The sequence below is a fragment of the Bacteroidales bacterium genome, assembly GCA_031275285.1.
Taxonomy (GTDB): domain Bacteria; phylum Bacteroidota; class Bacteroidia; order Bacteroidales; family UBA4181; genus JAIRLS01.
The window spans coordinates 1-14,580 of sequence record JAISOY010000059.1 but is presented as its reverse complement, the minus strand read 5'-3'; the positions used below and the strand labels follow the sequence as shown (position 1 = coordinate 14,580).

11 protein-coding genes are annotated in these 14,580 nt (G+C 39.3%); all 11 read right to left on the bottom strand.

The genetic code is table 11. The features are described from left to right. Positions 1-1,016, bottom strand: a 1,016-nt coding sequence (locus LBQ60_05510; protein MDR2037363.1) for a carboxypeptidase-like regulatory domain-containing protein, incomplete at its 3' end; no start/stop codon positions are given. Positions 1,017-1,416: 400 nt separating this feature from the next. Continuing rightward, complete coding sequence (locus LBQ60_05505) at positions 1,417-2,442, bottom strand: FecR domain-containing protein (GenBank protein MDR2037362.1); 1,026 nt, start codon at positions 2,440-2,442, stop codon at positions 1,417-1,419. Between the two features lie 111 nt (positions 2,443-2,553). After that, complete coding sequence (locus LBQ60_05500; GenBank protein ID MDR2037361.1) at positions 2,554-2,799, bottom strand: transposase; 246 nt, start codon at positions 2,797-2,799, stop codon at positions 2,554-2,556. 33 nt (positions 2,800-2,832) lie between these two features. After that, positions 2,833-3,066 carry a transposase gene (locus LBQ60_05495; GenBank protein ID MDR2037360.1) on the bottom strand — a complete coding sequence of 78 codons (234 nt, stop codon included), beginning with the start codon at positions 3,064-3,066 and terminating at the stop codon, positions 2,833-2,835. 98 nt (positions 3,067-3,164) lie between these two features. Next, positions 3,165-3,716, bottom strand: coding sequence for an RNA polymerase sigma-70 factor (locus LBQ60_05490; GenBank protein ID MDR2037359.1), 552 nt, complete (start codon positions 3,714-3,716; stop codon positions 3,165-3,167). A 194-nt stretch (positions 3,717-3,910) separates the two neighbouring features. Continuing rightward, complete coding sequence (locus LBQ60_05485; GenBank protein ID MDR2037358.1) at positions 3,911-4,708, bottom strand: IS982 family transposase; 798 nt, start codon at positions 4,706-4,708, stop codon at positions 3,911-3,913. A gap of 370 nt (positions 4,709-5,078) precedes the next feature. Further along, positions 5,079-7,277, bottom strand: coding sequence for a sodium-translocating pyrophosphatase (locus LBQ60_05480; protein MDR2037357.1), 2,199 nt, complete (start codon positions 7,275-7,277; stop codon positions 5,079-5,081). Positions 7,278-7,496: 219 nt separating this feature from the next. Continuing rightward, positions 7,497-8,663, bottom strand: coding sequence for a phosphoribosylformylglycinamidine cyclo-ligase (locus tag LBQ60_05475; protein MDR2037356.1), 1,167 nt, complete (start codon positions 8,661-8,663; stop codon positions 7,497-7,499). Between the two features lie 128 nt (positions 8,664-8,791). After that, positions 8,792-9,985, bottom strand: a complete 1,194-nt coding sequence (locus LBQ60_05470) for a pyridoxal phosphate-dependent aminotransferase (GenBank protein ID MDR2037355.1) — start codon at positions 9,983-9,985, stop codon at positions 8,792-8,794. Positions 9,986-10,158: 173 nt separating this feature from the next. Then, complete coding sequence (locus LBQ60_05465; GenBank protein ID MDR2037354.1) at positions 10,159-12,807, bottom strand: glycoside hydrolase family 78 protein; 2,649 nt, start codon at positions 12,805-12,807, stop codon at positions 10,159-10,161. A 212-nt stretch (positions 12,808-13,019) separates the two neighbouring features. Then, the gene (locus tag LBQ60_05460; protein ID MDR2037353.1) at positions 13,020-14,054 is read right to left on the bottom strand and encodes a hypothetical protein; all 1,035 of its coding nucleotides are present in this window, start codon (positions 14,052-14,054) and stop codon (positions 13,020-13,022) included. Between the last annotated feature and the right edge of the window lie 526 nt (positions 14,055-14,580).

Here is a 14,580-nt window from a genome sequence, read left to right as displayed (position 1 = left end):
ATGGGGTCTGCTATTTCTACATTTTGTGTCGGCGCCGAAATGGAATTTTCAAAGCGGAACGAGATTTTTGCAGGCCCCTCGGTCCCTTGTTTGGTGGTCACCAAAATAACGCCGTTGGCGCCGCGTGCTCCGTAAAGGGCGGTTGCCGTAGCGTCCTTCAGTATCGAAAAACTTTCGATGTCGTCTGGACGGAGGCGGGAAAGGTCGTCTGATGTAAGTTCGATCCCGTCGATCAGTATCAATGGGTTGGTATTCGTTCCGAAAGTGGTAATACCGCGCACAAAGAAGTCGGCATTGTCCTGTCCGGGTTCTCCGCTTCGCTGATAGGCTATGACCCCCGCCATGTTGCCGGCCAGCGCCGTGGTAAGATTGCTCGAAGGCACTTTCAGATCCGAAGGGTTAATGGTAGAGATGGCGCCTATCACACTTTCTTTTTTCTGTTTCCCGAAAGCGACCACGACGACTTCTTCAAGTTCAGCAGCAGATTCCTGCAAGGTAATAGCTATAATCCGCCGGTTACCAACTGTTGCTTCCTGCGGCTGATATCCAATAAAACGGAACAGTAACACACAGGTATCACTTGGAACCATTAACATGTATTCCCCGTTAGCATCGGTATTCGTTCCCAGAGAAGTTCCCCGTACTAAAACATTTACACCCGGCATCAGTGCCCCCTCATTATCGGACACCGACCCTGTAATACGGAAACCTTGCTGTAATGGCGCTTTTCGTATTTCTTCTTGTTCCGATTTATAGATTGTAATATAATTGTCTATCATCTTATATTTAAAATCTGTTCCTGAGAGAAGGATTTCAAGAACTTCTTCAACATCCTGGCTCTCCAGACTTACAGTAACTTTTTTATCTAAATCTACTTCATCAGAATAAAAAAATGAATAATCACTTTGTTTCTCAATCCCTTTAAGTACCGTTTTTATGGCAACATTTTTATATTTTAAGAGAACTTTCTGGAATTGTGAATATGAGTGCTCTGCTGAAACGGTAAAAATGCTCATCCATAGCAAAATACAAACTATTTTACTCTTAGTAATTATTTTGCATGTCAATTTTGAAGATTTAAATCTTTCGTTATTATCATTAAGATATAAATTCATACATTTGTTAAGTTTTTGTTGATAACATAATTTTGAACTCGGTTTATTTGCAAAAACGTTTAACTAGGGGAATGCGGCTAACATTCCCCTAATTATTTTTCATAAATTACCTCATAAGCGATTATTTTTTAATGGTTTATAAATACAGTTTTGAATGTAAAACTTAAAATTCCAAAGACTGATGCAATATCCTATGTATAACATAATTTTGAACTTAGGGTTGCATAAACATTTGATTAAGGGAACATTAACCGCATTTCCCTGATTATTTTTCATAAACTACCTCATAAGCAACTATTTTTTAATGGTTTATAAATATAGTGTCATTTTGAATGTAAAACTCAAAATTCAAAGACTGTTGCAATATCCTGAGCATTGTTTGGGGATTCTCATCCAAATTGAACCGGCCTGTAATTTTTCTTTCAGCAAGCACCTGATCTTTTATGATAATTGATAATTGATAGTTATATTCCATGAAAAAGAGTATCTTTTTAAAAGTCTCCTGATCAAAGGATACCCTGCCTTCTTTCCATGCAAAATACAATTCGCAATCGACATTATATATGTTAGTTTCCCGTGTTTTCCTGTCAAGCCGCAATTGCTGCCCGAGGTTTAATAGAAATTCTTCGTTATCATCCGACTTTCGTACTTTAACGGAACCCTCAACTAAAGTCACAGCAGTCAGAATATCCTGATCATACGCCCTTACATTGAATTGAGTTCCTAGCACTTCCACATTCATAGCCTCTGTCCTCACTACAAATGGTTTTTCGCTATCATGAGCTATTTCAAAATAAGCTTCCCCGACCAGAGTAACTTCACGAATAGTTTCGTTTGAAAAATCCATATATTCGAATATTGTTCCTTCATTTAACCATACTTTACTCCCATCGCTCAACTCCAAGATTCTTTTTTCGCCTTTCCCTGTTTCAGAAATAAGAAGATTCCCTGTTCCGGGTTTATTAGTGATAAACAATATTGTTATAAATATGAAAACCAAAATAGCTGCAACCGAAGCATATTTCAACATAGTAACAAATAATGTTTTCCCCGGTTTTTTAACATTTCTGATTTTACTGTCAAGTTGCATCCAGACTTGTTTTTGCATATCCGGACTTACCGGATTTAAAAGATTGGAAATTATTAAAGTATCGAGTAACTCACGGTAATATTTCCGATTTTCGGCTGATAGCACCACCCATTGCTGCACTCTTTCGTATTCTTCTTTACTTGCTGTTTTGTCAAGACAACGTAACAAAAGTTCTTCAGTAATATCATGCGCATCTTTGCTTCCCATTTTTCCTTTTTCCTCAATGATGTCTTTCATTATTTATATGACAATAAAAGAAACTTCAATGATGACAAACAAAAATAAAATTTAGCAAAAAAAATATTTAAGTTACATGTATACAGAAATATAAATTAACCAGTGGTGCATTTAAGCAATAACGGTTTTTAAATTGTTAATATTTCGATTATTTAATTTATTCATCATTTGTATAATGGTCATTGCCAGCATTTTGGATAGTATTCTGTTTTTGAATCCATCAAAAGATTCAGCATAATTCCTTCGAATCATAAATTGGTCGCATAATTGGGAAAACATGGTTTCGATACGCTTTCTTGATTTTCGAAAAATAAAGGGTTGAGCTTTGTAATTCTTTTGGCTTTTACGTATTGGCACTTCAAGTCTGATTTGATTATGCGAGAACGAATTTCACTGATAATCAATACTTAAATATCCCTTATCTCCTAAAATCGTACAATTTTCATACATTGATTTTATATTTTTCAGAAAATGAATATCATGTACTGATGCCTGCGTCAAATCAAAATCAGTGAAAACACCATCAATTGTACAAACTGCATGCAATTTGTAACCGTAATAATTGCTTGATTGGGATGCACAATAACCTTTATCGGGAGCTGTTGCATAATCCTCCTTACAAATTCGACTTCGGGTACTGCGACTTAGTTTACAGACCTCTAAGGGCTTTTATGGTTATTCTGTTGAAGAAAATTGAGAAAAAAGTTTAGATGACTTCATTATCATAAGAATAAGAATAACAGAAATGGCAAAAAGTCTTTTAATTCGATCCGTAATTTCCCCAATGCCCGTCTGATTTGTGTATGAACAGTATTTATACTGATTTTCATTTTTTTAGCAATTTCTTCATGAGACATATTATCATACCTGCTCATGATAAATATGCTACGACACTGCTGCGGAAGTTTATTAATTGATTGCTGTATGATTTCTGCTAGCTCGTTTTCAATCAGACCGGATAACGGATAATCCCTTTCGTCTTCGATCAGAAATTTAAGATGATTAAGATAGTTTTCATATTTATCATTGACTTTCTTATGTTTTAATACATTCAGGCAACGGTTGTAAACGCTTTTGAAAAGATATGCTTTTAAAGAAAGATCTATAATTCTTGTATTTCGTTCTTCCCATAACTTCATAAATACATCGCTAACGACATCCTTAGCTTCATTGGTATCCTTAATAATGGTAAACGCATAATTATACAAGCCAGAAAAATATGTTAAATATATATCCTCAAATGATTTTAAATCGCTCGCTCTTGTTGATTCCATCAACGAACCTATTATTTCCTTAAACTTAACAAAAGTATATAAAGTTTTTTATTCACACGGCCATAGTCGCTGACCTATAAATAAAATTATCTAATTGTTTATATAGGTATTTTTTAAATACCACATCTGCTTTTAGCGTCAACACAAAACATCTTACCACCATATGACAAACTGTAAAAAATATCAACAATTTGCTATAAATTAGAATAAATCCCTATTTTGTTTAATCTATTAATCAATTGAATAACTGTCAGTTTTATGATTTTAGAGAGTATCCTATTTTTGAATCCATCAAACGATTTGGCATAGTTTCTACGAATCATGAATTGGTCATACAATTGAGAAAACAGTGTTTCAATGCAGTTTCGTGATTTTTTAAATATAAAAGCCTGCGGTTTATAATCTTTCTGATTTGTTCGCATAGGAACTTCAAGTTTAATTTGATTTGATAAAAATAAATCCACCTGATAATCAATGCTTAAATAACTCTTATTGCCTAAGATCACACAGTCTGAATATATTTGCTTTAGATCCTTGAGATAATGGATATCGCGAACAGAAGCTTGAGTTAAGTCAAAATCCGTAAACACCCCATCAATGGTACAAACCCCATGAAGTTTATAACCATAGTAATGGTTCTTCTGCGAAGCGCAATATCCTTTACCTGGGGATGTGTGGTAGCTTTCTTTGTAAATTTTATTTCGTGAACTTCTGCTTAATTTACAAATTTCTAATGGCATGCTGTCTACTATGTAATAATCCTTAGAGGATATTTGACTGGCCATTTTTTTACGAATGGATTCCCTGTGATAAAATAACTTGCGCTTTCTTCTGTTATAGACACTCCATTCTATTTTATCAAATAATCCTGCCTGGAGAGTGCTAAATAATTGATATTCTGAATCAATGCTCATATATTCAGAGGTTAAATCGATTGCTATCAACTCAATATCTGATAATTTTGGCTTTCGGATTTGATTCAAAAAGTTCATTTTACTTTCAAATTTCTGCAATGTTTATAATATTTTTTCGTAATTTACACTGAAGTTGTTCATATATTTAATTGATTGGCAGTCGTTTAAATACAATCATTTATTTGATTAATAAACAACTTTTTCCATTTTTATAAATGCACTACGGGTGATATTAATATTTTTCTTCGATTCGATAGTAATAAAGTTTAAATAAAATTGATGCTTATGAGCCAAGAACAAAAAACATCCCCTTCCAATTCTCCGGAACGATTGTCGGATATTTTACTGGTTATCAACAAGATCGATAAAGTATTTGGGAGAATGACCGCGTAAAAAAGGCGTCTCGTTTTGAGACACCTTTTCGTTATCTAATCTGCCGTTAGAAGGCTTAAAATAAACTCCAGGCTGATGTGAGGCCTGCCATAACAATGGCAACCATACTCATTAACTTGATCAGGATATTCAAGCTCGGTCCGGATGTATCCTTGAAAGGATCCCCGACTGTATCTCCTACTACAGTGGCTTTATGGTTGTCTGAACCTTTTCCTCCATAATTACCTTCCTCGATAAATTTCTTAGCGTTATCCCATGCACCTCCTGAATTAGCCATGAAAATGGCCAATACAAAACCGGCACCTAGCCCGCCGACCAATAATCCCATTACACCGGCAACACCAAATACCAGTCCCATAGCAACAGGAGCAATGATCGCCAGAATAGAAGGCAACATCATTTCACGTTGTGCTCCTTTTGTAGAGATCTCAACACAACGGGCATAATCGGGCTTTCCTTCTCCGGTAAGTATTCCTTTGATTTCACGGAACTGACGACGAACTTCATTTACCATACTTTGTGCTGCACGACCTACCGCATTCATGGTCAAGCCACAGAAAAGAAAGGCCATCATGGAACCTACAAAAACGCCCACCAGCACCTTAGGGTTCATCAAAGTAATCTGATAATAATCCATAAAATCAAGGATTCCTGCTTCGGAGATCAATTTAGTGGTTCCTTCCAGAACTGTTTTACCGGCATGTTGCATGGCCATCTTTATTTCTTCAATATAGGAAGCCAACAGCGCCAGTGCCGTGAGTGCAGCCGAGCCAATAGCAAATCCTTTTCCGGTAGCAGCTGTTGTATTACCAAGTGCATCCAAAGCATCCGTACGTTTACGTACTTCAGGTCCCAAACCGCTCATTTCCGCATTTCCACCTGCATTATCAGCAATAGGACCATAAGCATCAGTTGCCAGTGTAATACCCAATGTCGACAGCATACCAACGGCAGCAATACCAATGCCGTAAAGCCCCATACTAAGGTTTTCAGCAGTAAGCATATTGGCTACATCAAAATTGATGGCACAAAGAAAAGACAAAATAATAGCTACACCAATAGTCAACACCGGTATAGCTGTAGAAACCATTCCTAATCCCAAACCGGAAATGATCACTGTGGCAGGTCCGGTATTGGAACTTTCAGCAATTTTCTGGGTCGGCTTATATGAGTGGGAAGTGTAATATTCCGTAGCCTGCCCGATGATTATACCAGCGAGAAGACCTGTGATCACAGAGAATGAAACACCCAACCAGTTCTGCATCTGAAGAACATAGAGAATTCCAAAGGTAGCGATGGCGATCAGGATCGAACTGGTATTTACCCCACGTCCGAGCGATCCCAACAACTGTTTCATGGAAGCACCCTCTTTAGTCCGGACAAGGAAAATGCCAAGGATAGAAAGTACAATACCTACCGCAGCAATCAACATAGGGGCCAACACAGCTTTCATCTGCATATCCGTTTCTCCGCTAATAGCAAAAGCCGCTGCTCCAAGTGCTGCAGTAGCAAGAATGGAACCACAATACGATTCATATAAGTCAGCGCCCATACCGGCCACGTCACCTACATTATCCCCTACATTATCTGCAATGGTAGCAGGATTACGCGGATCATCCTCAGGAATACCGGCCTCAACTTTACCTACGAGGTCGGCACCTACGTCGGCTGCCTTCGTATAAATACCGCCGCCTACACGTGCAAACAAAGCCTGAGTAGAAGCACCCATACCAAAAGTAAGCATTGTGGTGGTGATGATCACCAGCTTCTGCGCTCCGGTAGCATCGATAAAATGATTAAGTACCAGATACCATAACGAAATATCCAGTAATCCGAGTCCTACAACCACAAGTCCCATTACAGCTCCACTACGGAAAGCTACTTTCAAACCTTTGTCAAGAGAATGAGAAGCTGCATTAGCCGTACGTGCCGAAGCGTAGGTAGCCGTTTTCATACCAAAAAAACCAGCCAGACCTGAAAAAAAGCCTCCGGTAAGAAAAGCAAACGGTACCCAGGGGTTCTGCAGTCCGAAATAAGCCATTACAGCAAAAACAACCGCTAATACAATAAATACCTTAATCACCACTTTGTATTGTTGTTTAAGGTATGACATAGCACCCACCCGAACATGTTGTGCAATTTCTTTCATGGTGGCTGTTCCTTCACTCTCTTTCATCATCTGCTTAAAAAAATAATAAGCAAACCCCAAAGCAAGTAATGAAGCAGCCGGGACGATCCAAAATAACGCATTCATTTTTTATTTGTTTTTATAATAATATTTAAGAAATAATTGTGGAAATAACTTCCGTAAATTAAAAGGGTGCAAAATTAGGTATTTTTTACACTAAGAATACCAGACTGCCGAAAAATAAAGCATTTTTCAACTATTTTATTCATCAATAAAATTGATTACAGATTCTTTTAATGTTATTTATACAGTAAATCATTTATCCGGGAAAACACGAACAAACATCTACCTATATTCAAATTCTCCGTTTTCCGTCTTGATGGTTAATTTTTTCTGATCAGACGCTTCACACCTGCCTACTACTTTTGCTTCGATACCAAAAGATCCGGCGACCTGTATGATCTGTCCGGCATATTCCTGCGGAAGATATATCTCCAGACGGTGTCCCATATTAAATACCTGATACATTTCGCGCCATGATGTACCGGACTGTTCCTGAATAATTCGAAATAATGGCGGGATATCGAACAGATTGTCTTTAATAATATGAAGCTGGTCTACAAAATGCAAGATCTTGGTTTGTGCTCCTCCGGAACAATGTACCATCCCGTGAATCACCGGACGCATTTCCTGTAATATCTTCCGGGCTACCGGAATGTAAGTGCGTGTCGGAGAAAGCACCAGCTTTCCGGCATCGACATCCAATCCTTTGATAGCATCAGTCAGGCGGTAAGTACCGGCATATATCAGGCCATTATCCATTGCATGGTCATAACTTTCCGGGTATCTGGCTGCCAGGTATTTGGCAAACACGTCATGACGTGCGGAAGTAAGCCCGTTACTGCCCATCCCGCCGTTATAAGCCGTTTCGTATGTGGCCTGCCCTGAAGACGACAACCCGACGATGACATCCCCGGCCATAATGTTTTCATTGGTAATGACCTCGCTTCGTTTCATACGGCAGGTAACCGTCGAATCTACAATAATAGTACGTACAAGGTCACCGACATCAGCCGTTTCGCCTCCGGATAAGTGAATCTGCATTCCGAAGCTGCGCAACTGTTCAGCGAGTTCTTCGGTTCCATTGATAATGGCAGCAATTACTTCCCCGGGAATCAAATGTTTGTTACGCCCGATGGTTGAGGAAACCAATATATTATCGACTGCCCCTACGCAAAGCAGGTCATCGGTATTCATGACAAGTGCATCCTGTGCAATTCCTTTCCATACGGATAAGTCACCGGTTTCACACCAGTACATATATGCCAATGATGATTTGGTACCTGCACCATCAGCATGCATGATATTACAATATTCCGGATCGCCGCCAAGAATATCGGGTAATACTTTACAAAAAGCTTTCGGATATAATCCTTTATCTATATTTTTTATGGCCTGGTGTACATCTTCTTTCGCAGCTGAAACACCCCGCTGCATATATCGGTCGCTCATTTCAGTGATTAGTGGTTGGTGATAATTTGCCAACGTATATCAGTATAACAATAATAGTTTTGTTTATGTTCATAAAAAGAAAACACGGATAAACACCTGAAAGCTATCTACCCGTGTTCGTTGATCTTTTATTTCAACTTCGCAAAGGCTTCTTTCATGGATGCCATTGCCTTTTTCAATTTTTCGTCGGATGTGGCATAAGATAAACGGATACACTTTGGTTCGCCGAATGCGTCTCCGGGAACGGTAGCCACATAGGCTTTACCTAACAGGTACAGGCTGATATCCGAGCAATCTTTAATTGTGGTTTCGCCATCACTCTTTCCAAAATAATAACTTACATCAGGGAATACATAAAACGCCCCCTGCGGGATGTTATATTTCAGTCCCGGAATTTCAGATAAGCCTTGCAGTACCAGGTCACGACGACGTTTAAACACGCCTTTCATATCCTCGGTAAAGGAAGTTTGTTCAGTCAATGCTTTTACCGCAGCGCGCTGTGCAATGGATGAAGGTCCGGAAGTAAACTGACTCTGCAGTTTCGAGCATGCTTTAGCCACCCATAACGGAGCAGCCATAAAACCGATCCTGTATCCGGTCATGGCATAGCATTTGGATACGCCGTTGATGATAATGGTACGGTCTTTAACATTGTCAAATTGGGCAATGCTTTCGTGTTTCCCGACAAAATTGATATGCTCGTATATTTCATCGGCAATGATCATAATGCGGGGATGTTTAGCAATGATACCTGCGATCGCTTTCAATTCCTCTTTGGTGTATACACTACCGGTAGGATTCGAAGGCGAACAAAGGATAAATGCTTTGGTTTTAGGGGTAATGGCTGCTTCCAGTTCGGCAGGCGTTACCTTATAATCGTTTTCAATTGTGGCCTGGATCACTACATTCTTTCCGCCGGCTAATTTTACCAGCTCTACGTAAGTAACCCAATATGGAGCAGGAACAATGACTTCATCGCCATCATCCACCACCGCCATGATGGCATTGGCCAGCGAATGTTTGGCTCCGTTGGAAACAATGATCTGCTGGGGAGTATAATCTAAATTATTTTCATTCTTAAATTTAGCCGCTGCTGCCTTTCTCAGGTCCATGTAACCATCGCCGGGAGAATAAAACGAATAATTCTGGTCTACCGCTTCTTTGGCAGCCTGTTTTATGTGATCGGGAGTAAAGAAATCAGGTTCACCTACACTCAGGTTCACCACATCAATACCTTGCGCCTGCAAATCCTGGCTTTTTTGGTTCATGGCCATGGTTTGCGATTCGGAAAGACTGGCTAATCTTTTAGATAATAATTCCATATACTTTTTTAATAATTTAAATTAAAAACAAACAGGACAAAAATACATTTTTTATCAGGATATCTTTATCATTTTTATCATATTGTTGATAACAATCTGTCGATTAGTAATAATATCATAAAAATACATATTAAATCATACATAGTTCTTTTAAATTATAACAAAAAGACGCTCTAATAAGCTTTTTTTACAGAAAAACGATAGGTACCGGAAGAGACTTCTATTATTTCGGTATCGCCTTTGAATTTATCCGGCATATGTATCGTGGCGGTGTTATTTGCCGGAATTTCAACAGTCAGTTCAAATTTATCCGGCGTTTGTTCCCATTCCGACCGGACCGTTCCATACAGGGACTGGTAGGATGCTTTGCAAAAAGTAAGGTCATCGACCGGGTGAGGAGCAATGATCATATGCTTCATACCGGGGTTTTCTTCGTCGAAACGAATTCCTGCAAGGGAATTATAGAACCAGGCGACCACGCTGCCAAACATGGGATGGTTACGCGAGGCTCTTCCGTTCCAGCGTTCCCATAAACAGGAATACTTATCATCCAATAAATAACTGTATCCGGGAGCATCCTGCTGATTCATGATCCGGTAAGCAATATCCATTCTGCCATTTTCCGTCAATACCTTCAACAGTAAAGGAGTACCCAGGATTCCCGTATCAAAATGATCACCGATAGCTTTTAAATGACCCAGTAAGGCATTGAAAACGGCTTCTTTGTTTTCTTCGGGTACCATACCGAATGCCAACGGGAATACATCAGCACCCTGCCGTCCTTCCCAATAATGATTCGTTTCTGGATTAAAGAATCTCCGGTTAAAATCTGACTTGATCTGAGCGGCCAATCGGGTAAAATAGACATGATCCTCCTTTTCGGACAATACGGCTGCTATTTTAGCGATCAGATCGGTAGAATGGTAATAATAAGCGGTGTTGACCAACGGTTCGGGAATCTGTACTTTATCCGGAGTACACCAGTCACCCAGGCACCAGCCGTTTGGCTCCTCCCTGACGACAATACCGTTTTCGTCCGTTCGTGTTTTCAGGTATTCCACCCATTGTTTCATTCCATGATAATGCTGCTTTAATAATAAGGTGTCACCATAATAACAAAAATAAGCCCATGGCATGATCAGGTAAGCCGAACCCCACGCCGGTCCTCCCCCACCTCCGCCAAAAGGCGCCGTATGTGGAACATAACCTGTTTTTTTGTTACGGGCATCATCCATGTCGTCGAACCATTTCCGGTAAAATTGTGTCATATCGAAAGAAAGTATCGAACTTTCCACAATTACCTGTCCGTCGCCCGTATAGGCTAGTCTTTCCCGGTGCGGACAATCGCTGCTGACGCTACCGTGGAAATTTCCTTCCTGGGTAAGGATATATGCTTTATTCACGGCATTGAATATTTCGTTGGAACACTCAAAAGTACCGGCTTTGGCAGGATCGGTATTTACCACCTTCACCACGAGGCTTTGGGCATTCATTTCCACATCTTTGGTGATCACTTCTATAAAACGGAATGCATGCCATGTAAAGCGGGGCTCCCAACGTTCCGTTCCTTCCCCTTTCAGTATATAAGTATCGAATTGCCCGAAATCAACATCTTCTTCACCGATAAAACGTAGTTTTACTTTATCTCCGGCTTTTCCCTTTACGGTTATTCCGGCCCATCCGGATATCACTTCGGGAAGAGTGAACCGATAAGTCGAATCGTTTTTCTTTCCGTTGAAATCAGGGGTAAGGGTACGCGTAACTTTATCAAAAGGAGCAAGCTGCGAACGCAGGACACCTGTAGGCGCCCTCACCGGTAAAACCTGTTCCCATTCCGAATCATCATATCCGTTCCTGTTCCATTCACCCAGTTCCATGCGTGCATCATAGATCTCCCCGGTAAAAATGGCATCATGTAATATAGGTCCAGTGGTACATTTCCATGAAGGATCTGTCTGTATGGTTTCGCGGCTTCCATCATCGTATTCTATTTCGAGTTGAAGTAACAAACGAGGCGTATCATACCACATACAGCCTTCAATGGTACGATCCCTCTGGTTGTACCATCCGTTGCCCAGAATAACCCCTACCGTATTATCGCCTTTCTGCAGTAAAGACGTCACATCAAATGTATTGTACAGAACACGCTGGGTTGACTGATCATCATAAAAATACAGGATATTTTGTATCTCACGTTTATCATAATTGGTGACCGCAGGCGTCAACACCTGATCTCCGACTTTCGCACCGTTCAGGTACATTTCATAAAATCCTAACCCGCAAACATACGCTTTAGCCTGTTTGATGGGCCGCTTTGCAGCAAACTCTTTACGAAAATACGGCGCCGGCCAGGTAAGTGTCGAATCCGGTAAAGTATCTTCCATTGAAGCAATCCACCGGGCTTTCCAATCGGATGGGTCTAATAAACCCATAGTCCATGTTGCCGTTTTACTCCATGGAATTTCCCTGTTATTCTCATCCCAGACCTTTACTTTCCAGTACACCCGTTGCCTTGAAGAAAGAGGCTTTCCTTTATATGTCACCTGTACGGACCGGGATGACGGAACGATTCCGGAATCCCAGTAATCTGCCTTCATCTCTTTGAGTAATGAAGGTTCACTGGCCACCAATATACGGTAAGCTGTCTGTTTCTTTCCGTTTTGCTTTGACTTTAGCTGCCAGCTTAATAATGGTTCCTGGCTTTCAATGGAAAGGGGATCCTGCAAATATTCGCACCGAAGGTTTTCTATATACAATTTATCACGGTTGCAGGATACCGTTACCAGAAGCAGAAACAATAAATAAGCAAAATTATTTTTCATAAATTCAACATATAATGATATCAAAGACGAACACAATAAGTAAGCAGCATATTGGTGCAAAAATAACAAAAAAAAAGCTGTCCAAAAATTTGTTTCCAAGCGGAACGGCGATGTGTTCATGCCGGTAATTACAAATTTTGATCACTTCTTTTATCCTGTTTTGATCAAAAAATCTCAAGGGGATCAGTTTTCCCTGACGAACAGGGAACATTTTATTCGGGATTTCCGATCAAAATCTGATTATGATATTCCCGTTGCCCTTGCAAGGACATGAGCCATTCCAGATACATCTTGTCCGGCATTTTACGGTAGCCGAGTTTGTGGATACGGCTATACATGCCATTGAGCCGTGCAAGCAATTGCCTGTTTTCGGATGAGTTTTTGTCCGGTTGCTTCCGGTATGCCTTCATCAGCGTTTCGGCTTGCAAAAGAAGTGCATTCACATAGTTCGGATAATATTTCAAGGCAGTTTCGCAACAGTTCAGCACAAACCCCGGATTAAAATCATTGCCGAACTTCTTTTGAAAGCCTTCTGCCAGATCGATCAGGCACATGGCAATAGATTGTTTTTGCGATAAGGTATCCATATATACCCCATTACGAATGGCATCTATATGTACATAACCGGAAGCCATCAGCCATGCATCGGTCGGAAAATGACCGGTCGTTAATTCAGTGTTGTACCAGCCTGACTGTTCGTTTCGCAGTTTGATATATAAATGGTTGGGGGCAAAGGACAGCCATGCACGTTCGCCTATTTCTTCGCAGATCTGTTTGTAGAGTATTGGCAAGGAATGGCAGTTGCCTTTGTGGGTTTCAAGTAAACGGGTGACAAACATGTTGCTCCAATCTTTTTCCCCGGTGAAGTCATCGTAATTATATACATATGGAATGTGCATATTTATCTCTGAATCTATAAAAACAGCTATGGTATCTGTCATATATTTAAAAATAGATGCATGCACCAATGTTTTTTCTTTATCTTTTTTAGAATAAGACAAATCAAACGATTTTTTCAAGTTAATACAGTTAAAGGCTTCCGACATAATTGATTGACTAAAACCATAGAAATCAAGCTGATTGTCATAATAAGCATTTTCTGTTATAAAAACTGCTCTTTTAAAATCAAGTTGTTGTTTATCTTCCAACATACCAACAAACTCATTGTAAGCATCAAAATATGGCTCTTGACCATAGGATAATAAGGAAAAGAAAGATCCTATTATTAATCCTATTGTTTTTTTCATTTTAATTAACATTAATAATTAGTCATTAAAGAATTACCATTAACCAAACTGTTTGCACTAACAGACAACTCTAAACTAGATACACCTTCTTCAACTGCATATTTTCTCAAAAGTGAATCTGCCATTTGCATAGTGAAATTACATTTGTTGTCTTCATATCACTTTCGCCATCTTTCTAAATTGACTTCTACATAATCAATAGTGTCGGAATATAGATAAAAATAATGAGGCTTATTAGTATTATTCACACATCCTTAATAACCTGTAATTGCAGACAAACATCCTATGGAAAAAGCCCGACATTTAAAACTTTCAGAATATGTATTGTTAAAAAAATATTCTCCCTATTGAATTTTTTCTACTACTTGCGAACAGTTAAAGAACTCTTTTTTAAAAGCTTGATCTTCTTTACATGTTTTACATGAAAAAAAGAATAAATATGTAATTATTACAATTGAATAAACTACAATTTTCATTAATATTCAATATATGTATTTATCATTGTTGACCAAACTGTCTGCACTTA